Source organism: Rhodopirellula maiorica SM1 (genome assembly GCF_000346295.1).
In the GTDB taxonomy this organism is placed as follows: domain Bacteria; phylum Planctomycetota; class Planctomycetia; order Pirellulales; family Pirellulaceae; genus Novipirellula; species Novipirellula maiorica.
The window spans coordinates 1-22477 of record NZ_ANOG01000492.1 but is presented as its reverse complement, the minus strand read 5'-3'; the positions used below and the strand labels follow the sequence as shown (position 1 = coordinate 22477).

Sequence of the window (22477 nt, the reverse complement as noted above, 5' to 3'; positions counted from 1 at the left end):
GCATGATGTTTGACTTTTATTCTAATCTCTCTTTGCTGCGTTTCGCGGTACGAGCCAAACCATGACTGTCTTTGTTTTCGGGCACCGCAATCCCGATACCGATGCGATTTGCAGTGCGATTGCCTACGCTGATTTTCTGAGGAAAACGACGCGACCCGATGCGATCGCCGCTTGTTGTGGGGCGCCAAACCAGCGGACCGAATTCGCGCTTCGTAAAGCCAAGTTGCCGCCGCCGCGAATCATCATGGACGTGCGGCCCGAGATCGAGGACGTCTGCCAACGCGACGTTGTCTTCGCCCGCCAATCCGACGTGTTCTACGAAGTCTATCAGCGGATGAAAGAACACGGGCTACGCGCGATCCCGATCGTCGATGACAACGACAAAGTTGTCGGCATCGTGACGTTGTTGGAACTGCTAGAATTGGTGCTCCAAGGCGGTGTCGATCCGATTCACTCGCGCGAGGTTTGCAGCAACCTGAACAAAGTTGCTTCGGTGTTGGGCGGAACGTTCCAGCACGTTGTCGACCCCGATCGGACCGATGAATTTGTCGTGACGGTCGGCGCGATGAGTGCCGAAGGATTCACGCAGCGGATGAATCAGTTTTCGGCCGACCGGCTGCTGGTCGTCAGCGGTGATCGGCCGACGATCCAATTGCCTGCACTCGAACTGGGCGTTCGTGCGATGGTGATCGCCGGCGGTTACGAATTGTCCAGCGGTTTGTTGCACTTGGCCAAAGCCCGTGGCGTCTCGGTGATCATCAGCCCGTACGACACGGCGACGACCACGATGCGAATCAAGGCGGCTCGTCTGATCGATTCAGTGATCCAGCGTGACTTCATTTCGTTGTCGGCAAAGATGCCGGTGGAAGCGGCGCGTCAACAAATCTTTCGTTCCTCGCAAACCGTCTTTCCTGTGCTCGATAATGGAAAACTCTTTGGTGTGCTCAGCAAGAGCGACCTGATCAACCCGCCGATGCCTGAATTGGTGCTGGTCGACCACAACGAGTTGTCCCAAGCGGTGCAGGGCGCCGAAGATGCGATCATCACCGAGGTGCTCGATCATCACCGACTCGGTGGATCGCTCAAGTCGTCCAATCCGATTCGCTTTACCTTGGAACCGGTGGGATCGACGTGCACTCTTGTCGCTCGTTTGTTCCGGCAGTCTGATTTGAAACCCTCTGCCGCAGTGGCACTGTGTATGGCGTCGGGCATCATTAGTGACACGTTGTTTTTGCGTTCGCCCACCACTACCGATGTGGATCGCGACATTTTGCAGTGGTTGCAGCAGTTTTGTGAGTTTGATTTGGAGGAGTATGCGACCGAGTTCTTCGAAGTCGGCTCGGCGCTGCGATCCGGAGAAGCCGGCCGCGTGGTGCGTGAAGACTGCAAGGAATTCGAAGAGGCTGGAGTCAATTTCTCGATTTCGCAGATCGAAGAGATTGGTTTTGATTTGTTTTGGGAGCGTAAGGATGAATTGGCAGCCGCGCTGGAGCAATTGGCGAAAGACCATCAGCTCGACTTTTCAGCACTGTTGGTCACCGATATCTCCAGTAACGGCAGTCTGTTGTTGATGAGTCGAGAGCCGGAGGGGTGGGACGAAATTAATTATCCTGAACTCGAAGAGAATCTGTATGAGCTCGAAGAGGTGGTCAGTCGCAAAAAACAGCTGCTGCCATTGATCATCAGCCTGCTCGATTCCGCCCCCCAGTCCAGCTGATTTTCCAGTCCAGCTGATTTAGGCTGTCATCCTGTATCTCTTTTGTTCTCGCCACCGCTCGGCTCGGGAGTCCCTAACGATCGAAACGATTAACGAATCCATCTACGACCATCCAAAATATTACGATCTCGTTTTTGGCGCCGATTGTGCGGCTGAAGTGAAGTTTATTCAGGGCTGCGGAAGCGAGTGGATGCAGCGAGCTCCGAAACGGCTGTTTGAACCCGCTTGTGGCACCGGGCGGCTACTCTATGCACTTGTCAAAAAAGGGTTTCGCGTCGACGGGCTTGATCTAAATCCCAAGGCGGTCGAGTTTTGTAATGCTCGTTTTCGTCGACATGGTGTGCGGGAATCCGCTTTTGTCGCCGACATGTCCGACTTCAAAACAAAGTGGAAATGCGATCTGGCGTTTAACACTATCAATAGCTTTCGCCATCTGTGCAGCGAGCGTGAGGCGCGGGGGCATTTACAGTGCATGGGCGAAGTTGTTCGCCCCGGCGGTCTGTATTTGCTGGGCGTTCATCTCACCCCGACCGCAGTCGCACCGAGTGAAACCGAGTCATGGTCGGCGCGTCGCGGACACTTGGCGATCAGCACGCACATGTGGACCAACGAGCGAAATACGGAAAGCCGCATTGAGCGGTTTGGCATTCGATTTGATATCCATAGTCCGTCGCACAGTTTTCGGATCACCGACGAACTCGCGTTGCGAAGCTACACCCCGAAACAGATGAACCGTTTGATTCAATCGAGTAAGTGTTGGGAGGTCGCCGCCACGTACGACTTTGGTTACGACCTCCAGCATCCGATTGAGGTTGATGCGTCGACCGAGGACGTCGTCTATGTTTTGAGACGCAAGCCCGAGTAATGTGGGAAGGCTTTCAGCCTGTCAACTCCCACCGGCGATGCAGCGGCAGCAAGCCGCTGGGGTTCGCTTGACGACGCGTTTCGCTGTACCAAGTGTCTTCTAAAAACGCCGTTGACGGTCATTGCCGTCGCGATCGTCCTGAGGAAGCAAAAAGAATTGCTCCGATTAAAGTCAGAACCGCGACACCTCCTGCGATGGCCGCATTTTGGCCCCAGCCCTGCTTCAGCATTTGGACTCGCTTGTAGCCATAGGGGACGGGCAGCTCGAGTCCGGTCTCTTCCATCTGTTCATATTCCCGCAGCAGTTCGGCGGGATTCCGAGTCGGATAAACGTCGCGGACCTCTTGCAAATGGATCTCCGTCGTGACCGGGGCATCGATCAGTGCCCAGCGAATGCCGCAGTAAGCGGCAATCAATAGGCTTGCGGTGCAAATCAACCCCAATGCCAGGGTGCCGAACGTTTGGGCGGAACCCGCTTCATTGTAGGGGGGCTCTCGATCCGTCTCGGAGGTCTGAGACTCGTCTCTCGGCAGCTGCTTGAGCTCTCCGAGCCGGGGGACCGCGACCGATTGCTCGCAGGAGGAGCAGGAAACCCTATCACCCGCTTGTGAGGGGGTGACAAGGATCACATTTTGACAATGGGGGCATGAAAGTTGGTACATGAAGATCAAATGAAAAAGAATTGAAGGCGAAGTGGGTGGACCACGAAGGCAACCTGACTAAAATCCAAAGTGTGCAAACGGCGCCACCGCCAACCCCTACCGCTCCCACCCGTTGCCGGAGAAATCGTGTGACTCAGTCTCACTTTACTCGGCAACCGCGTCGGACACCTCCCATGGTGACTCGTGGTAACAATAGCGAACTGTTTTGTTCGTCCTGGTGGACCGGAAGGATTGGGTCCCACCTACAAGAGTGGTCATTTGCCGAATATTGCCATGGAGGCAAGGAAAGCGGAGCGACTTGATTTTTAGGGCATACTTGAATTTTAGGTCACGAGGCTTGGAAAGTGTTTGGACCGGGGAAACTCTTGATTACGGCATCCACGTTGGGTTGGTTCGTACCAAGTGAGGACCAAGCAATCGGACATTCGGTGGTGGTTCAGCAAAGAGGGTGCCTCTTTTCGTGTTCTCCATCGGTCGGACGACTGCGCCGATCCCCTGAACGGTTTCTGCAAAGCTCAATTCGTGACTAATACAAACAACCCATTCATCTAGAAACTCCTTCCATTTGAAGTACTGTCGCACTAATGAGTCCACTGTGGTGTAGAGTTAAGAAGTAACTTTGTTCTCAGGCAAACTTTGTTCTCTAGGCAACTCGTTCAGCAACTAATGTGAAATGAAGTTCAATCAGAAATAAAGTTCACAGGGGGCTTCCGCTCATTCCTTCGTCAACTTGCACGACTACCCATTTGCACGATTACCAACTTGCACATAGCTAATTTTTTACATTTGCCATCCACCGCATGATCGCTCGTTTCGTTTGAACTGACACGAAACCGATTTTCAGCCCTCATATCTCACACTGTTCCGCTAGGAGTTCCCCTTTGTTCGATACACTCTTGGACGAATTTGATGACGTAACCGTCCAAAGCACCGAAGCCGTGACCGGCAGTTTTCGCAAGCTGCCTGTTGACGACAGCGACGACAACGATGCTGCCGTCGCGATGGCTTCTGCTGCCGATGGCGAAGTCCAACTCGAAAGCCCCGACGAACTGCTTGCTGGTGACGAAACCGAAACGTGGTCCGATGATCCGGTTCGGATGTACTTGACCCAAATGGGCGAGATCCCGCTGCTGACACGTAAGCAAGAAATTGAACTTGCCAAGCGGATCGAAGAAACCCGCCGTCGCTTCCGTACCAAATTGCTCGAGAACCATTACGTTCTCGTCGAAGCTTACAAGACGCTGAAGAAGGTTTACCGCGGCCAATTGCCCTTTGACCGTACCGTCCAAGTTTCGGTAACGGATCATTTGGAAAAAGAACAGATCGTCGGCCGTTTGCCGCACAATCTGCGGACGCTGCAGACCTTGCTGCGACGCAATCGACACGATTGGAAAGTCGCACTCAGCAAAGCGGCCTCGCAACGACGTCGTGTCGAAGCTTGGCGCTCGCTTGCTCGTCGTCGTCGTCGTGCCGTGCGTTTGATCGAAGAACTCGGTCTGCGTACCCAGCGAATTGAAACACGAATCGACTTGCTCGAAAAATTCTCGCATCGTTTGACCGAAATCGATCACATCATTTCGGACCAAAAACGTACCAAACATGGTCGCGAAGTACGAGAGAAACTGCTGCACGAACGACGTCAAATTTTGACCGCGTGCCAGGAAACACCCACTTCGCTTCGCAATCGCGTCGCAATGCTGAACAAGGTGTACGCCGAGTACCAACAAGCCAAACGTGAACTGAGCGAAGGAAACCTTCGTCTGGTTGTTTCGATCGCCAAAAAATATCGTAACCGTGGTTTGTCCTTTCTGGATTTGATCCAAGAGGGGAACGCCGGTTTGATGCGTGCGGTCGACAAATTTGAATACCGTCGTGGTTTCAAATTCTGTACCTATGCGACTTGGTGGATTCGTCAAGCAATCACTCGCGCGGTTGCCGACCAAAGCCGAACGATTCGTATCCCCGTTCACATGGTCGAAACGATGAGCCGCGTGCGGAACGTGGCTCGTCAATTGCTGCAAGAACTTGGGCGTGAACCCACGATCGAAGAAACTGCACGTCGAGCCGATGTGACCGTCGAAGAAGCACGTCGTGTTTTGACGATGAGCCGTTTCCCAATTTCGTTGGACCGTCCCGTTGGCAACAGCGAAGATAGCCAGTTCGGTGATTTGCTGCCCGATGGTGCCGCGGAGAGCCCGCAGATCGGTGCGACACAAGAGATGCTGCGTGACCGCATCACCGGCGTATTGAAGTCGTTGTCGTATCGTGAACGCGAAATCATCAAATTGCGTTACGGTCTCGGTGATGGTTACAGCTATACGCTCGAAGAAGTGGGCCACATCTTCAAAGTGACCCGCGAACGAATTCGACAAATCGAAGCTAAGGCAGTGCGAAAGCTGCAACAGCCAAGCCGTAGCCAAGATTTGGTAGGCTTCCTCGACTAGTCAAGTCGATCCATTTGTATTAACAATCGATGGCGATGTGCTTGTAAAAGTGCATCGCCATTTTTCGTATACGCTTTGACGAATCGCCGCCGAATCAAGGAGCCTAAGCACGATGCCCACCGTCCATGAATTATTGCAGCAGGGTTGGCAGCGGCATCAGTCAGGCAAACTTGATGAAGCGATCCAAGTCTATCGTCATGTGCTCTCGCATTCTCCGAAGAACGCCGATGCATTGGTCTATTTGGGGATCGCGTTTTTCGACCAGCGTGATTTCCAGCAATCCGTTGCCGTCTATCGCGAGGCATTGGCAATTCGTCCGCAGTTTCCGATTGCCTGGAACAATCTTGGCAATTCGCTGCGAATGCTCGGGAAGATCGACGAAGCGGAGGAAGCGTTGGCGACGGCGCTTGAGCAACAACCGGGCTACCTTTCGGCGCTCAAGAACCGTGGCACCTTGTGGGTCTGGTCCGGTGAAATCGAGCGTGGCTTGAAATGGTACGCCGAAGGATTGCGGATCGATCCAAAGAATGCAGAGCTACACCGCAATCTCGGCGTGATCCATCTGTTGTTGGGTAACTACGACGTGGGCTGGGCCGAGTATCGTTGGCGATGGGCGATGCCGGGAACCTATCGGCCCAAGTTGCCCACACCGGTTTGGCAAGGCCAAGCGATTGCAGGGAAGTCAATCTTGCTGTATCCCGAGCAAGGTCGAGGAGACGCGATGCAGTTCATTCGTGTCGCGTCGGTGCTAAAGCAAGCCGGAGCGACCGTGTATGTTCAGTGTGCTGCTGAGATGATGCCGTTGTTTTCGTCGATGCCAGGGATCGATCTGCTGCTACCCGATGGTTCGGTCGTCCCGCCGATTGATTATCAAGCATCCTTTTTGGACGTGGTCGATTTCTGGTACCAACAAACCAAGCAGCTAGCGGTGGCGGATTCGCTTTTTTCTGCAGGGAGAGGTTATTTGGCGGCGAGTTCGGAGCAAAACAAGACGTGGGCCGCGTGGATGCAGCAGCACGTGCCGTCTGCGGAGAATTCCAGAACGCGGCGAATTGGAATCAATTGGCAGGGGAATCCCGAGCATCACGCAGACGTCTATCGAAGCATCCCGCTAGACACGTTCAAACCGCTGGCGATGATTCCCGGTGTGACGCTCGTCAGTTTGCAGTTTGGGTACGGGGCGTCTCAAATACAGCAATGCGATTTTGCCGATTCCATCGTGCGTTTGCCCGAGGGGATCGATTCGGCGACGGGCGCGTTTACCGACACCGCCGCGATCCTGCAGAACCTAGACGAAGTCGTGACCACCGACACGGCCATCGCGCATTTGGCCGGAGCTTTAGGCGTCGACGTGACCGTGATGTTGGGCAAGGTTCCTGATTGGCGTTGGCGGAATCACGGCGATGATACCCCGTGGTATCCCAGCATGCGTCTGGTTCGCCAGACCGAGATGGGCCAATGGGCGGGTGTCGTCGACAAAGTCACCCGGCGTCTGAGTTCCTAAAGGGGGCGAGCCGCGACCACGCTTGGATCGCGCGGTGGGGCCACTGCCAATAAAAAAACGCTTGAGACCCACGTGGGTCTCAAGCGTTTTAGATGTTTCAGGATTCGCGATTCACTTAGGAATCGATTTCCACGCGTTCGCCGTGGGCATCGCGGCAATCCATTTCGAGGTGCTCAGGGAAGAGTCCTTCGCTGCCAAGGATTTGGACCGCCATCTTGCCAATATCTTCGGCTTCCATCACGTCGCGACGTTTCTTGTTGTTCAAGTAAGCGGCAACTTCGTCGTTCACGCGAATCGTCACGCGTTCGATGTGTTTGTTGCGAACGGCGAGTGCCAACATGCGAATCACTTCGATCGACATGCTTTCGGCGGTCTTGACCAAGCCGCGGCCTTGGCAACACGGGCAATCGGTATAGATGCTGCGTTTCAGACTTGGGCGAATGCGTTGGCGTGTCATCTCGATCAAGCCAAACGGGCTGGTTCTCAAGATCTTGGTGCGGGCGCGGTCGGTCGACATTGCATCGCGAAGTGCGCGTTCGACTTTGCGTCGATAGCTTTCCTTTCGCATGTCGATAAAGTCGTTAACGATCACGCCGCCGAGGTCACGTAGTCTCAATTGGCGAGCGATTTCTTTGGCGGCAGCCAGGTTCAAGCGGAAAGCGTTTTCTTCGGCGGAATCGTTGCCACGGAAACTGCCGCTGTTGACGTCGATCGCCACAAGGGCTTCGGTGGGGTCAATCACGATCGAGCCGCCATCGGGCAATTGCACCTGACGTTGATTGATCATCATGATTTCTTCTTCGAGCTTGTGCTTGTGGAACAGCGGCTCGCTTCCTTCGTACAGTTTCAAACGGTCGACCACGCGGGGCATGACCATTTTCAGAAAGTCACGTGCTTTTTCGTATGACTCGGGTTCATCAATGAGAATTTGATCGATTTCGTCACAGTAGATGTCGCGGATCGTGCGGATGATCAAATCGCTCTCTTCGTATAGCACGCCGGGTTCGTTCAGCGTTTTGACGCGTCGCACGATCGCTTTCCAAAGCCGCAGCAGGTATTCCATGTCGCGTTGCAGTTCGATTTCACTGCGTCCCGCGCCGGCGGTGCGGACGATGAATCCGAGACCCTTGGGTGGGTTCAGTGACAACAGGCATCGCTTGAGTCGTTTGCGATCGTCTTCGTCTTCGATTTTTCGACTGACGCCCACGCGGCACAGCGCGGGCATCAAAACCAGGTATCGACCGGGGATCGAGATGTACGTGCTGAGCGTTGGACCTTTGGTTCCGATGCCTTCTTTGATGACTTGGACGAGGACTTCGTCGCCGCGACGAAAGATTTCTTGGATTGGTGGTTTGACGCGAGGGCGTCCGCCTTTGAAAGCGTGTTTGTTGCCATGGCCCGAGTCGCGAGCTCGCTTGGCGGCGGCTTCGGCCATTTCGTCGGACTCTCGCATCACCTCTTCGGGATCATAGCCGCCCTGGCGAAAGTACTGAGGTTCGACGTCGCTGATGTGCAAAAATCCGTTGCGTCCGACACCAAAATCGACGAATGCGGCTTGGATGCTTGGTTCGAGGTTAACGATCTTGCCGCGGTAAATGTTCCCGGCAAACGCTTCGACACTTTTCCGTTCGATGTACAACTCGTCGAGTCGGTCATCGGCTAACACTGCAATCCGGCATTCTTCGGGCTGCAGTACGTTGATTAGCATTTCTTTCTTCATAAAAAGTCACCTTTCAGGTGGTTTTGTCAGCTTTGTGCGAACCAATCAGTTGCGTTCGCATGGACGCTGACAGGGTTAGTATTCGGTAGGTGTGTTGCAGTTCGCGTCAGTCGCGCGAGCGACTTCGGCGGAGTTGTTCGATTGAAATTCGGTTTCCAGGATGACGCGTTCACGAATGACGTGCGATCCGTTTTCGATCCAGTCATCAAAGCCTAGTAGATCGAGTATGTCGTGAGGTTTCAGCGATGCCGATTCGGATGCGGCCAGCGTCAATCGCAATCGGTCGTCGGAGAGCTCGAGATTCAGGATTTGCTCGGCGACGTTGGCCACCAGAGTTTTCTTTTTTCGCTCGACGGACACGGTCGTTTGGCTAAGCAATTTGCTGATCGCCGTTTGGATCGTCGCCGCGTCGGGTTGCTCGGGAAGCGTTATCGAAAATTGGCTCTGTTTTAGCTGGCCTTTGCCAAACCCGTCGGGCAGTCGGCTAACGCTGTTGATGATCAACCCAGGTTGGTTGTCGGCTTCGAGTCGTTTGAGGAGTTCGGAAGGCGAAATGTCTTCGGCCAATTCAAGTTCGACGACTTCATCGAGTCCTTCGACGCCAAGTGCCAGTGCGGATGGGAAGGCGATGCGTGGTTTGGGGTGAAAACCTTCGCTCATCGAAAGTTTCAGTGCAGCACGTCGGACAATCCGTTCCCACAAACCGGCGAGATCACGGTGGCTAATCCAGCGTAGTAGGCCGATCTTTTGAAACCGCACTCGATACCGAATCCGCAGCGAAGCCAATTCGGTTGGCACCGCGTTTGATGAATCAGTCGGTTCAGAAGGCTCAGTCACGTTACTCATTCGCTTGCAGACGGATCATCAGTGAACGATCAGCTCCGGTGCCAGGGCGCTGAGTCGGTCTTGAAGATAGAGGTCGACATCACGTGCCGCCTCGAACGTCATCGCGCGTTCTGCGATCTGAATGCATTGCTTCAGCGTTACACTGCGGATCGCTTTTTTGACACGATGCAGCGCCGACGGCGGGACGCTCAAATTACGAACGCCCAGTCCAATTAGTAGTAACGCGCGGCCAGGGTTGCTGCTCATCTCGCCGCAAACCGCCAGCGGGGTTTGATTGGCGTCGGCGACTTTGACGCTACTGGCAATCAGTCGCAGGACCGCAGGGTCACACGACTGATAGAGATCGGCAACGTATTCGTTGCTGCGGTCGACCGCCAACGTGTATTGAGCAAGGTCATTCGTACCGATGCTGAGGAAATCGACTTCTTTGACAAAGCGGTCCAGCATGATGACCGCCGCTGGGACTTCGACCATCATGCCCACCGGGATGTCCGATCGATTCGGGATTCCGGCTTCGTTTAGATCTTCGGCGACCACGTTCAGCAGCATGCGGGCTTGTCGTAGTTCCGCCATCGTGGTGATGAGCGGAAACATCACTCGAACGTCGCCGTGGACAGCGGCGCGAAGCACCGCGCGCAGCTGGGGTCGAAACAAGTCCAGGTTCTTTAGCGACAGCCGGATGCTGCGGAGTCCAAGGAACGGATTGTGTTCTTGTTCGGCCAGTGGCCGTTGCCCCATCTTGTCGGCGCCTAGGTCCAGCGTGCGGATGACGACCGGGCGGCCGTCCATTTCGCGGACCACTTGGCTGTATGCTTCGTAATGGTCTTCTTCGCTTGGTTCTTCGCTGCTGGACAAGTACAGGAATTCAGTTCGGTACAACCCAATGCCGTCAGCGCCGCGTTCGAGACACGATTCGGTTTCGTGCGGAAATTCGATATTCGCACTGAGTTGAATTCGCACCTTGTCGGCAGTTTCGGCCGGCACATCTTTTAGTTCTGCCAATCGTGCCGCGAGCGATTCGCGTTGTTGCAGACGTTCTTCGTAATGAGCGAGTGTTTCTTCGTCAGGGTCGATAATCACGCGACCGCGATCCCCATCGACAATCACTGTCGCTGCGGCTCCGATGTTCTCGAGAAACGTACCAATGCCAACGACCGCAGGAAGTTCGAGTCCCTTGGCGACAATCGCAGTATGGCCGCCAGGGCCGCCGGTTTCGGTGCAGAAGCCGCGAACGTAGCGACGGTCCAAACTAGCGGTTTCGCTGGGGGTCAGCACATGCGAGAGCACGATCACCGGTTCCGTCAACTCGGACAACGGTTGCCGCGAAACTGCCCCTAATTGCAAAAGCAATTGTTTTTCGATGTCCAGCACGTCTTCGGCGCGATCGGCGAGCAGCGGATTGTCGAGTCGGCGAAGAGCGGCGGCGTAATTGTGCAGCACGCGGCTGACGGCATAGGCTGCGGATTGACGCTCTTCGCGGATCCGCCGTCCCAATTCAGCGTGCAGTCGCGGATCGTGCAACATTTGCAATTGGGCGGCAAAGATGTCGCCGGTGTTAACGCCGGCAACGGCCGAGGTTTCTAGGCGATTGGTTTCCAGCAGGGCGGAAACGGCGTCTACCGCAGTCTGTAGGCGCGTGTATTCACCTTCCGCATCTTCTGCGGCGACGAGGCACCGGGGAATTCGGTAGCCATCGGGGTCCAGGACGAGCGCAGGACCGATAGCAACGCCCGGTGAAACGGGAATGCCTTGTAGTTCGACCATCGTTGGCCAATGGATTGTCGGCGAGAGAGCAAGAGCCGTTGGGGGTCTCGATGCGAATTCCGTCTAAGCGGCAATCCGCTACTGGACGCTATCGGTCGATCGTCGGACCGGACGGTTTCTTAACGCTTTCTCAGGACGCTCCATCGTTGTGTTCGCTTGAATTGGGTTTGATCATCGAAGAGATCACGCACAGTCGCTTGCGACTCAAGTCCGACAGTGATCGGGACTGTTTTGAATCCGTTCCCACCGGTCTAGCCTGAAACTTTGGCGTTGCGTCGGTTTAGGGATCGACAACGGGCCTGACATCTTCTTCGACTGTGTTTGCTAGTTCATCGAATCCAGAATCAAACAATTCCGCAATGGCTTGAATCGCAGCTTGCGCATCTTTGCCGTCGGCGCTCAACGCTAGCTCGGTGCCGTGGCTGGCTCCGAGTGTCAGCAGTGACAGGATGCTTTTGCAGTCGACGTGCTCGTTGCCTTTGCCGATCTTGATCGCTGATTCGAACTGGCTGGCCAGACGAACAAGCATATCGGCAGGGCGTGCGTGCAAACCTTGCGGGTTTTTGACGACAACGATTCGAGTTAATGGGGATGTGTTCATTAGCCAGATACGAACTGGTTGTCATCTGCTTCTTGTAGCAACTGACTGATGTCTTCTGGGGTTTTGCTCTGTTTCAGGAATCGACAGAAGTTTTCGTCGCGAAGTTGTCGCGAAATGTTCTCAAGCGCTCGGAGGTGATCGCCGGGGCGTTCCGGAGGGCTGATCAACAGAAAGAACAGTTGCACGCGTTCGCCGTCGAGTGAGTCAAAGTCGACCCCTTCCACGCTGACGCCTACGGTGCCGACCAACTTTTGCACGCTTGGGTGCTTGGTGTGAGGCACGGCAACGCCACGTCCAATGCCTGTGCTGCCGAGTTCTTCACGCTTCATGATCGCGGCAATGATGTCTTGTTGCTGGTCCGCGTCGATCTGTCCGGAATCCAGTAGCGACTGGACAAGTTCCTGGATGACCTCTTCCTTCGATGCGGCCTTCAAGTCCGCGCGAATGGCTTTGGTGCTGATAAAGTCTGCAAACTTCATGAGGATGTGATTCCTTTGTGAAATCAAATAATAAAATGTATCTGGGATCGAAGCATCAAAATCCGTTATTGCATCACGTTTGATGCTGATCGCAACGATCGAAGCTTGGAGAAGAGCCTAACGAGTGCCAATGTTGGTCAAGTGCCAATGTTGGTCAGGGGGGCCGTTAGTCTTCGTCGGTGTCAATCGTCGTATCGATGTGTTTGTGTCCGGTGGCGCGGTGCCCCGTTTTCTTCTCTTTTAATCTTCGCAGTTGCTGTTCCACCTTCGGGATCGCGGAATCGAGCGCCGCGATTACCGTTGTGGATTCCGCCGTCGCAACGCTGTCGTCCGCATGTTCGGCGGAGACGCGAATTTCAACTTTGGGATTCTCTAAGTGTTCTAAGTCAACGGTAACCTCGATCGCGTTAATTCGATCAAATAGCCTTCGCAGCTTTTCGGTCTTCTCAACAATAAGTTGCTGATCGCCAGGTTGAAGACTCCCATGACGCGTCGAGACGCTAACCTGCATCGTGTTGACTCTCCGTAAACGGTCAAAAAGTGGACGTGTGGGGCTTAGCTCGTGTTGTCTATATCGATCCTTGGTAAGGACCGCCCCAAACACAAACAATTAGCATACGCGAGATTCCCGGAAAAGAACAGCGATACTTTGTGGCGGATATTGGCGAGGAGCATTTTTTTTCCGCCGTCCGCTGCCCCGGTGACAACTAGCCGCTTTGCGGTTACGCTAGGCGGCTTAAATCACATCTCAATTCGTTCCTCGATACCCCCTCATTCTTCACATGGCCCGAAAGGTCGTCAGTCGTAAAGCGAAAGCTGCAGAGGCGGAAGCTGCAGAAAAACTGGCCACGGCCAAAAATAAAGCCAGCAAGAAAAAGGCCTCGACTCGAAAATCCAAGAAAAAGCAAGCCGAAGATGTTCGTCTGAAGCTGTATTGGGGAGTCTTCAGCCAAAATCTCAAGCGGGTTGCCGTTTTTGAGTTCGATCAGAAAAAAGATGCTGAGAAACGCGCCCAAGAACTCAGCAAGGGTGGAAAATCGCCTCACTTCATCCAAAAAGTCAAAGAAGAAATCAAGTTCGAATAGGCCCTTTGGTTGCCTGGTGAACAGATTTTCAGCAGGAGTAGCTGCTTGAGTCGTCGTACGCCTGCAGAGTGGGAGCCTCAAGAGGCGGTTTGGCTGGCGTGGCCTCACAGCCAGCAGACTTGGCCCGGGCGAATCGACCGGATGCCCGCGTTTTTCGCCAATTGGGCGGCTCAGATGGCGGAATCGATATCGGTCCGGATCCTGCTTCCGGAGGCTTTGGCAGCCGATGCGAAGGCTTTGCTGCCCCAAAATGACCGCATCGAGCTTGTTTTTTGCCCCACCAATGACTCTTGGGTGCGAGACTACGGTCCCACCTTTGTCCACGATGCCGAAATCGGCGGTCTGGTCGGGATCGATTGGCATTACAACGCTTGGGGCGGCAAGTATCCGCCTTGGGATGCCGATGACGCAGCCGCAGCGGTGATCTGTGATCGAATTGGTATCCCGCGAATTCGCAGCAAATTGTGCGTCGAAGGCGGAGCGATGGAAACCGATGGGCAAGGCCGGTTGCTGACCACACCTGAGTGTTTGGTCACCGCCACACGCAATCCCGGATGGTCGCGTGACGCGATTTCACGCGAATTACACGCTCAAATGGGGGTCACTGAGATCCTCTGGCTCAGCGGAGGCGGTCTGGTAGGCGATGATACCGATGGGCATATCGATCAATTGGCACGGTTTCTCGACCCGTCCAATATCGTGGTTGCGGTTTGTGACGATCCAAACGATCCGAACCATTTGCCCCTCGAAGACAACTTTCGTCAGTTGCGGCTGTGGGGAGAAACGAGTGAGCCCGCGGTCAACGTGCATCGGTTACCGATTCCCGCCAAGCGTGAAATTGATGGCCAGCGAGTGCCAGAGAGCTATTGCAATTTCTTGATGTTGGGCCGCCAGCGATTGTTGGTGCCGACCTTTGGTCAGCCGGCTGCCGATGAGCATGCGATCGCCGTGATTCGGGAATTGGCGTGCGGTGCCGAGGTGGAATCGATCGATTGCCAGGATCTGATCTGGGGTCTCGGGGCGCTGCATTGTGCTAGCCGAGATCAGCCAAAAGCTTGAGTATTCAATCTGCTTGTCTTGCTCGGTTGTCGGCGGAAAAGCTTGCTTGCGAAAAATTGATCTTGCCATGGGTGGTTAGCTGCTTTTAGTGTTCCCACTAAGCAGGTAGGCAGGAAACGGTGGGTGCTAACAGACTGTTGATTTAGTCGAAATGCAAATCGCATTGGTGAGCCGAGGGCCGTAAGGCACCGGGTAATGCGTGGAACCAGGGCGCTGACGCGCGAGCGGCTCATTAAATCAACAGGCCGCTAACCCCGGTTGAAGGTCGGAACCGTGGCTAAAGCGACTATCGATCTACGGAAAGAATCCTGCGTAGCTGCTTAAATGGGTTAGGCGGTTTTCGCCTTACAGCACAGGAAGAGCAATGTTTTTCAACTACAATCCTTTGGCAATCGCGAAAAAAACGAGCAGCTTACTGCTCGTGGTTGCGTTGGCCAGTGCGCTCGGATGTAGCCAGAACCCTTACCTCGCTTCCTCAGCGGGCGGAGTTTGGAATGCCCCTGGCGGTGCTTCTGCTGCCGTCGACCCTAACCAAGCCAGACTGGCTGAGTTAAACCGACGTGTTCAGTTGCTTGATGACAATAATCGTCAGTTGCATACCCAATTGGCGCAAAGCGAACAGCAGTCATTGGTTTATCGTGATGAGCTCGAATTAATCCGCAAACAGCTGTCCGAAACGAGCGCCAAGTTAGAGTCAGCTTCGATTGCCGCCAATGAAGCGGAGAACCGAGTTCGCGGTTTCCAGGCGTCCGCACAGCAGCGAGGCGGAGCATCGATCAAAGCGAACACGGATCTGCTGCAAGCAGCTAGCCGATTGAACCTTGGCGGCATCCCCGTCGAACAGAATGGCGAAGTCATTCGCATCGTGATTCCGGCGGACCAATTGTTCCAACCTGGCACCAATCAAATGCTGCCGCAGGCATCCATGACGCTCGATCCGATCGCTGCCCAGCTTCGCAGTTTGTTTCCACGTCAGCGGATTGGAATCGAAGGCTATACCGATGACTCGCCGCTGTACGGTGGCCAAGTCGCCACCAGCCACCAATTGGCAGCCGGCCAAGCCGCTGGGGTGCTCGAGTTGCTGACTCGCCGCGCCGGCATGCCACCGAATCAGTTGTTCACGGTGGCGCAAGGCGCGAACAATCCGCGTCAACCCAATACCACCGCCGCAGGCCGCGCAGCCAATCGCCGCATCGAGCTGGTGATCTATCCCGACACGTATTAAGACGCCCTTGCGACTCGCGTGTAGCCACCGCTGCTGAATCGCTCTATCATGCGAGCATTCGCTTGACGCATGATTTTGGGAGCTGTTGAAGATGGTTGCTCGTCTATTTTTGATTGTCGTGTTGGTCTGTCCCGTTGTTGCTGGGGCAGCCGATGATACGAAAGACGCCGTGGCGGCCGAAGAATCCGGCGCCAATGCGGATTCGTCACAGCCTGCTGCGTTTACGCTCAACGACGATGTTCGCAAGGTGCTCGAGCCGTTTTTTGCTTCAATCAACAAGGCGGATGTCTCTCGTGTCACAGTCGAAATGTTGACCGAGTCAATTGTGCAAGGCAAGGTGGTTGAGTCTCGCAAATCGACCTACCAAATTGCGTCAAAGCATCCCGACAAGTTCACGATCTACTTGAAGGAACCCGATCAACGAACGCGTATATATGCGAATGGCAAAGAGATGGTGGTGGCGCTCTCGCCAGAGGCGTATTACCAAATCGATGACCATCCGGATCTGCAGCAAGCGGTCGTGGAATTGCCCGTTGCGATGGGGGCCTATCCTGAACCTGTGATGGCATTGTCGTTGGCCGGAGTCGATCCCTCGCTAAGCTTTCTAGGCGGTATGAAGTCGGTCGAGATTGTCAGCCAGGGCAAATTTCGTGGCCGGGTTCCAGCCGTTCAAATTCACGGTGTCCAGGACGATGCGGTCAGCTGGGATTTGTGGTTGAGCGAAGAAACGCCGACAAAGCCGCTGCGTTTGCTGGTCGATTTGACCGCGATGCTGCGGGCAACAAAACAGGTTCAAGTGCCGCAAGGATTCAAGTATCAAGTTCAGTTTGACTTTCTCTCTTGGCGGATGAGTGGCGAGGTCAGCAATGCGTTGTTTGCATTTCGTCCAGCCAAAGATGCCACCGAATACGAGTCGCTTGACGATTATCTCCAATCGGTTGCCGGTGCAGTTGCCGAACATCCGCTATTAGGGAAGAAAGCACCGAGTTTCATCGGAGAAAGACTTTCGGAACAACCGGTTTCGCTTGAGGGTCTGAAAGACAAAGTCATCGTGCTCGATTTTTGGGCGACCTGGTGTGCCCCGTGTGTTGCCGCGATGCCAGTTTTGCAGGAAGTGACTAGCGAGTTCGCCGACAAAGACGTGGTGTTTCTTGCCGTCAACGTCGGCGAAGATCTTGAGCTGGTAAAAAGCTTTCTCGAGAAACAGGACATCGACTTGGACGTCGTCTTGGATCCAGGCGGGAAAATCTCGGATGCGTTTCGCGCCGATGCGATCCCGCAAACCGTGGTGGTCGGCAAGTCGGGAGTGATCGAGTCGGTACACATGGGATTTCCCGGTGCGGACGAACTGCGGCAACGATTGACCGACGAACTAAGCGTGCTGAGCGTTGGAGGGCACATCGAAAGTGCACCACCCGCGGCGGACGCCGAGCCAGCTGATGAAGCCGAACCAGCTGATAAATAGGCAACCTGCAAATTCTTGACAGAGCGGCCCAGCCTGTGCTGCTAAAGCTTCGGTATCGTTACGACGTTTCACCTGTCTATTCTGGCGTCGTTTTTGTTGCGTTGATCGGCGAATCGTTCGTCACGTTCGCCGCTCCCGTCGCAAAAAAAATTCTGCTTTTTGTTTCCGCGTTGACCGGACGTGTCATCACGCGCGGGAATGATGCCTTCTGACTTGCGATCACATTCACAGATCCTCATGAGGAGAAGGCGATGACAGGTTCACTCGTGCAGCCACCCGCGGTGTCGGATTTCGGTTTGCCATCCCGTTTTGATGCCCAGCGGCTCGAGGGATTTTCACGCGGTGCCGGCGGGGCGCTCGATGCATTGCTAGCGGGGTGTACTGTCCAGTCGCGGCCGTACCAACGCCGGATCATCGAATCAGCCGTGCGGATGATGGGCGGAACGTTCACTAAACGTGATGGACAACTCGCCCCCAAAGCCTCCAGCGTGTTGATCGAAAGCCCAACCGGCAGCGGCAAGACGGTGATGGGGTTGGCGATTGCCGCGCTCATCCAGCGTGCCACCGGAGCTCGCGTGGGCTGGGTCGCGATGCGGCGAAATTTGCTAGCTCAAGCCGAAGCCGAAAATCAGTGGCGTCGTTTCGGTGTTCGCATGCAGACGATCAGCATGTTCGAAAAATCGCCTCCCAAAGTGGATCTGTTGGTTGTCGATGAAGCTCAGCATGATGCGGCAACCAGTATGGCGAATCTGCACAGCCAAATTCAGCCGGCTTGGACACTCGGGCTCTCCGCGACGCCGTATCGCAGCGATCGCATCAAGCTCTGTTTTGACCAGGTCATTCGCGACGCGGGAATTGCATCGTTGATCGCCGATGGTTACCTGAGTTCTTATCACCACTATACCATTCCCGAATACACGCCAAGCGAGGTCGCTAAGTTTTTGATTCGTGAACCAGAGCGATGGGGACGGTCGCTCGTCTTTTTTCATCGCCGAACGGAGTGTGAATTGCTGTACATGTTGCTGCGGCAAGCTGGCGTCTCTTGCGCCGTGGTAACCGCAACAAGTAATCGCGAGAAGCAGATCGAATCGTTTGTTTCCGGCGAGACGCAAGTTCTGATCAACATGGCAATCTTGACCGAAGGTTTTGATTGTCCCGAGTTAAAGACAGTGTTCTGTCGTCCCAGCGGCAAAGGGTGCACGATTCAGATGGCGGGTCGCGTGTTGCGGTCAAGCCATCGAGTTCCCATCAAGCAAGTGGTTCAGTGCAACCGGACGCCTCATCCGATGCTTCGCACTGCCGCGGCAGCCGAGCAGTATTTGTGGACCGATGAAGGGTGGCGAAGCATCCGTCCGAATCGAATGTTGAACCAGATGACTGCTATCGCTCGCAACCGAGTGGCGGCCGCCGAAGTCTCGTTACCGAAATTGGTGGCGATGCATCGCGGTAAAACCGCCAAGACTTGGTTTTCACGCGCTCAATGAATCTGGCTGAATCGAAATCGTGTTTCGGTTCCCGCTCGCCCGCTTTCCGTTTCTGTCTTAGGAGTACTTATCATGTCTACCGAAATCGCTCAGCCCTCATTGTCTACCGCTACCGCTACCGCTACCGCCACCGCTACAAAGCCAAGTTCGCCTCGCTTTAACTATGGGCACGCGACCGTTGCCGATTTGAGGGTTCGCAAGGTCGAGCGAGCGGAAAATGGCCGTGTCAAGCTTCGCCATCTCGAGATCGATGGCCGTTTAGTGACGGCATCACGTCGGTTTTGGAGATCGTTTTTTACTCGCTTTGGCATCGCGGAAAACGTCTTCCGCTATTTTACCCCCGACGAAGTCTTTGCCAGAATCAGTCAACAAGACTCCGACGATGCCTTTCGATTTTGTATTGCCGAGCATGCCAGCGGGAAACAGCAAACCGAGGGCACACTGCTTGCCGTTACCAATGTGAAGCGGCCGGTAATTCGTTTCAATGAAATCGCGGAATTGGTCGAGCAGTTCGGAGGGACGGATGTGCGGTACCACGAAGGGCTGTTGATTAGCACGCATCAACCGCGAGGCGGATCGCGGTCGCTGCAGATCGGAGGCGATCAATTTCACGACCGCTTCTGTTTGGAAACACCCGTCGATGGTTTTGGACACCCGCGGTTGTTCTTGTCGATGCTGCGGCTGGTTTGTCAAAACGGCATGATTGGTTACGCCAAGGCGTTTCGCAGTGACATCCCCGTCGGCAAGAAAATGGATTACTGTATCGCTCGTGCGCTTGAGTCATTTGACAACGGCGACGGATACGCTGCGATTCGCCAGCGATTTGAATCCAGCCAAACCTCGTGGGCATCGGTGCACGAGTGTCTGCAGTTGGGTGTCGTGTTGGACCGCGCCCAACGTGAGCGACAATTGACGCGTGATGGTTTGATCGGTCGTTTCCGCAGTATGGCGGGCAACCTCAGTGAACTGTATGGACTTGCCAATCTCGAGGCACTCAGCGACAAACGTCGCCGGATCTTGCCCAGTAAAGCGCGTGTGTATGATCTGATCAACTTTGCCAGCGAAGTTGCCACGCATCATGCCTTGCCCGAAGGGGCAAGGCGATTGCAAGCTCACGTTGGGACGTTGATCTCCGATGAATACGATTTGGAGGGGACCGCCGAAGGAGCACCGGATTTTGATGCGTTTTTCGTAGACGAAAGTGGCTCAGGCATTCGGCAGAGCGTGAACTAGGCCTAGCTGCGCCCGTAGACACTCGCCAACCGCCGGGGCTGCGTCGGCCCAATGCCATCTACTTTGGCAACCATTGGGGGATGCTCAAGTAGTGGGATTCGCCATAATTCCCATGTTTGCTGTTGAAACACCAGGAACTCTGGGGAGTCCCACTACTAAAGTAGATGGCATTGGGCGTCGGCCTCCTAGCCTGATGTCGCCGGCTACCCGTTTCGAGGTGGGCGAGAATCTCGGTTTTCTTTTGCCCCAGCTTTTTCTTTGCGGGAGTCAACGTCCCCCTTGTTTTGACACGGAGGTGAGTGAGTCCCGCATTGGTTCTGCATCTCCGTTTGGCCGGCGAATCTTAAAGAGACGTTCACGAAGTTCACTCTGAAAACCAATCTCCGCTCTCTTTAATCCCCCATCACTCTCGTGTGAAAACCAGGCCTCTCAAAAGGATGGTTGTCCACGTTTTTCGCAACAACATTCGTAACTGATGAAGGGATTAAATTGAGTCAACAAAATCGTGGCGTTTCTCACGGCAAGCGTTCGGCATTCACGCTCGTCGAGCTCTTAGTCGTGATTGCTATCATCGGAGTTCTGGTAGGACTCCTTTTGCCTGCCGTGCAAGCGGCTCGCGAAGCAGCACGCCGCATGCAGTGCCAAAACAACATGAAGCAATTCGGGTTGGCAATGCATAACCATATGTCTGCATTTGGCGCTTTTCCGCCTGGGAACGTCAACTACGACGAGCACGAGAATCGGTTCAAAACAGGTGGTTGGCAGCATGGGCAAGACGAATTGGGATGGCATTGGTTGCCGATGCTGTTCCCCTACATGGAGCAGCCCGCGTTGTGGGAATTGGTCCAACGCTGTGATGATGCGGTTCCTGGTCAAGCCATGAATCCCTGTGACCACTGCGAGTACAGTGCGGCACTGGGCCACTTGGGGCGTGAGCCACTTGGCGGGTTCGATTCATGCCCCTCGGCACCGCTTGCACGGGACCAGTTTTCCGACGGAGCCTACGGGTTGGAGGCGCTGGCCAAAGGCAACAACTATGCCGTGAACTGGGGTTCCGGTGACATGTTGTCGTGGGAATCCAAGGAAACGCGTGGTGCGTTTGGTACCTACTATGTCGATGAATCGAAGATTTTCAAAAACGGCGTCGCGGGCGATCGCTTCCAAAATCGCAACGGGATGAAAAGTCGTGATTTCCTTGACGGGCTAAGTAACACGATCGCGATGAGCGAAGTGATTGCTGCAGAGTCAAAAACCGATATTCGAGGCGTTTGGATGTCGCCTGCAATGGGCGCCACCATTTTCTCGACGTTCCTGAATCCCAATTCAAGCGAAAAAGATGTGCTGGCTGCCTGTGGTGCGGATATCGATGATGATGGAAAGAAGCCGCGTTTGGCATGCGAAGAAGTGCAGGATACCGCTGCAATTTACGCAGCCGCACGAAGTTACCATACCGGTGGTGTGAACGTCTTGATGGCGGACGGAGGCGTTCGTTTTGTCACGGATTCGGTGGATAACCTAAACGTTTGGAGGCCGATGAGCACCGCCCAAAACGGCGAAATCGTCAAGCAGCAGTAGCTCGATTGGTAATGGCTCGGCCGTCAGAATGGCGGATCGGTTTTACTGTGAATCGCCGCACGGTTTCGGCACTCTTTAGTCGCTCGCCCGGTATCACATCGGGCGAGCGATTTTTGTTTTCATGGCGTGTCCCTTTTTCGTGATTCCGTGTCTTCTTCAGCAAATCTTCACACGTTGTAGTTTCAACGACAACACTCGCCCGGTTTAATCGGTCGCTCGTAGTTACTGTCTATTTTATGACTAAATACAGGGGTGAATCGGATGTTGTTTGGGATGACGCAAAAAAAGCGATTGTCGCGGCCTGGTCGGCGTGCGGCGTTTACGTTGGTTGAATTGTTAGTGGTGATTGCCATTATTGGCGTACTTGTAGGGCTGTTGTTGCCCGCGGTGCAGGCAGCTCGCGAGGCGGCTCGCCGCATGCAGTGCCAAAACAATATGAAGCAGTTTGGTTTGGCGATGCACAACCACATGTCAGCGTTTGGAGCGTTTCCGCCTGGCAACGTCAACTACGACGAATCGGGTAACCGCTTCAAGACCGGCGGCTGGCAGCACGGTCAAAACGAGCTTGGGTGGCACTGGTTGCCCATGTTGTTCCCCTATCTAGAACAACCCGGCATGTGGGAATTGGTCCAGCGATGTGAAGACGACCGGGCCGATGACCATACGTCCAATCCATGTGATCACTGCGAGTATTTCGCCGAGTTTGAGCATCTTGGACGTGAACAATTGGCTTCCTTTGACAAATGCCCC

General features: G+C 54.6%; 20 protein-coding genes. 13 read left to right on the top strand and 7 right to left on the bottom strand.

Annotation, left to right across the window (positions count from 1 at the left end; translation table 11 throughout):
- Window positions 1–61: 61 nt before the first annotated feature.
- Both RMSM_RS15490 and RMSM_RS15485 read left to right on the top strand, forming a co-directional pair.
- A complete protein-coding gene (locus RMSM_RS15490) occupies window positions 62–1717 on the top strand; it encodes a putative manganese-dependent inorganic diphosphatase (protein ID WP_008697936.1) in 1656 nt (551 codons plus the stop codon).
- Between the two features lie 157 nt (window positions 1718–1874).
- Complete coding sequence (locus tag RMSM_RS15485) at window positions 1875–2582, top strand: class I SAM-dependent methyltransferase (RefSeq protein WP_008697935.1); 708 nt, start codon at window positions 1875–1877, stop codon at window positions 2580–2582.
- A 118-nt stretch (window positions 2583–2700) separates the two neighbouring features.
- Here RMSM_RS15485 and RMSM_RS39850 read toward each other — a convergent pair whose 3' ends face one another.
- Complete coding sequence (locus RMSM_RS39850) at window positions 2701–3243, bottom strand: hypothetical protein (protein ID WP_008697934.1); 543 nt, start codon at window positions 3241–3243, stop codon at window positions 2701–2703.
- Between the two features lie 881 nt (window positions 3244–4124).
- Here RMSM_RS39850 and RMSM_RS15475 point away from each other — a divergent pair.
- Complete coding sequence (locus RMSM_RS15475; protein WP_008697933.1) at window positions 4125–5687, top strand: sigma-70 family RNA polymerase sigma factor; 1563 nt, start codon at window positions 4125–4127, stop codon at window positions 5685–5687.
- Between the two features lie 112 nt (window positions 5688–5799).
- A complete protein-coding gene (locus RMSM_RS15470) occupies window positions 5800–7191 on the top strand; it encodes a tetratricopeptide repeat protein (RefSeq protein WP_008697931.1) in 1392 nt (463 codons plus the stop codon).
- Window positions 7192–7306: 115 nt separating this feature from the next.
- Here the strand turns inward: RMSM_RS15470 and RMSM_RS15465 are convergent, their stop codons facing one another.
- From RMSM_RS15465 to ptsP, 3 genes are all read right to left on the bottom strand, one after another.
- A complete protein-coding gene (locus tag RMSM_RS15465) occupies window positions 7307–8911 on the bottom strand; it encodes an Rne/Rng family ribonuclease (protein WP_008697929.1) in 1605 nt (534 codons plus the stop codon).
- Between the two features lie 75 nt (window positions 8912–8986).
- On the bottom strand, window positions 8987–9757 hold the full coding sequence (locus tag RMSM_RS36950; RefSeq protein WP_008697927.1) for a TIGR03936 family radical SAM-associated protein: 771 nt from the start codon (window positions 9755–9757) through the stop codon (window positions 8987–8989).
- 18 nt (window positions 9758–9775) lie between these two features.
- Window positions 9776–11521 carry a phosphoenolpyruvate--protein phosphotransferase gene (ptsP, locus tag RMSM_RS15455; protein ID WP_008697926.1) on the bottom strand — a complete coding sequence of 582 codons (1746 nt, stop codon included), beginning with the start codon at window positions 11519–11521 and terminating at the stop codon, window positions 9776–9778.
- 50 nt (window positions 11522–11571) lie between these two features.
- Between ptsP and RMSM_RS15450 the strand changes: the two genes are divergently transcribed.
- Entirely contained in the window at window positions 11572–11781 is a 210-nt protein-coding gene (locus tag RMSM_RS15450) for a hypothetical protein (protein WP_144057672.1), read from the top strand.
- A gap of 20 nt (window positions 11782–11801) precedes the next feature.
- Here RMSM_RS15450 and RMSM_RS15445 read toward each other — a convergent pair whose 3' ends face one another.
- The 3 genes from RMSM_RS15445 to hpf form a co-directional block, all read right to left on the bottom strand.
- Window positions 11802–12122 (bottom strand): HPr family phosphocarrier protein, encoded by a 321-nt coding sequence (locus tag RMSM_RS15445; RefSeq protein WP_008697922.1) that lies wholly within the window; start codon window positions 12120–12122, stop codon window positions 11802–11804.
- Window positions 12122–12601, bottom strand: a complete 480-nt coding sequence (locus RMSM_RS15440; protein ID WP_008697920.1) for a PTS sugar transporter subunit IIA — start codon at window positions 12599–12601, stop codon at window positions 12122–12124. The genes RMSM_RS15445 and RMSM_RS15440 overlap by 1 nt, the downstream gene beginning before the upstream one ends.
- A gap of 166 nt (window positions 12602–12767) precedes the next feature.
- On the bottom strand, window positions 12768–13112 hold the full coding sequence (hpf, locus tag RMSM_RS15435; protein ID WP_008697918.1) for a ribosome hibernation-promoting factor, HPF/YfiA family: 345 nt from the start codon (window positions 13110–13112) through the stop codon (window positions 12768–12770).
- A 271-nt stretch (window positions 13113–13383) separates the two neighbouring features.
- Here hpf and RMSM_RS15430 point away from each other — a divergent pair, with 271 nt between their 5' ends.
- The 8 genes from RMSM_RS15430 to RMSM_RS15395 form a co-directional block, all read left to right on the top strand.
- On the top strand, window positions 13384–13686 hold the full coding sequence (locus RMSM_RS15430) for a hypothetical protein (protein WP_008697916.1): 303 nt from the start codon (window positions 13384–13386) through the stop codon (window positions 13684–13686).
- A 45-nt stretch (window positions 13687–13731) separates the two neighbouring features.
- Entirely contained in the window at window positions 13732–14745 is a 1014-nt protein-coding gene (locus RMSM_RS15425) for an agmatine deiminase family protein (protein ID WP_008697915.1), read from the top strand.
- 364 nt (window positions 14746–15109) lie between these two features.
- On the top strand, window positions 15110–15970 hold the full coding sequence (locus RMSM_RS15420) for an OmpA/MotB family protein (RefSeq protein ID WP_008697913.1): 861 nt from the start codon (window positions 15110–15112) through the stop codon (window positions 15968–15970).
- Between the two features lie 91 nt (window positions 15971–16061).
- On the top strand, window positions 16062–17435 hold the full coding sequence (locus tag RMSM_RS15415) for a redoxin domain-containing protein (RefSeq protein WP_008697911.1): 1374 nt from the start codon (window positions 16062–16064) through the stop codon (window positions 17433–17435).
- 251 nt (window positions 17436–17686) lie between these two features.
- Window positions 17687–18919 (top strand): DEAD/DEAH box helicase, encoded by a 1233-nt coding sequence (locus tag RMSM_RS15410; RefSeq protein ID WP_081614175.1) that lies wholly within the window; start codon window positions 17687–17689, stop codon window positions 18917–18919.
- A 72-nt stretch (window positions 18920–18991) separates the two neighbouring features.
- Window positions 18992–20152 carry a DUF932 domain-containing protein gene (locus RMSM_RS15405; RefSeq protein ID WP_008697907.1) on the top strand — a complete coding sequence of 387 codons (1161 nt, stop codon included), beginning with the start codon at window positions 18992–18994 and terminating at the stop codon, window positions 20150–20152.
- A 489-nt stretch (window positions 20153–20641) separates the two neighbouring features.
- Window positions 20642–21727, top strand: a complete 1086-nt coding sequence (locus tag RMSM_RS15400; protein ID WP_008697905.1) for a DUF1559 domain-containing protein — start codon at window positions 20642–20644, stop codon at window positions 21725–21727.
- 273 nt (window positions 21728–22000) lie between these two features.
- Window positions 22001–22477: DUF1559 family PulG-like putative transporter (locus tag RMSM_RS15395; protein ID WP_040767158.1), on the top strand; the 477-nt coding region annotated here is incomplete at its 3' end.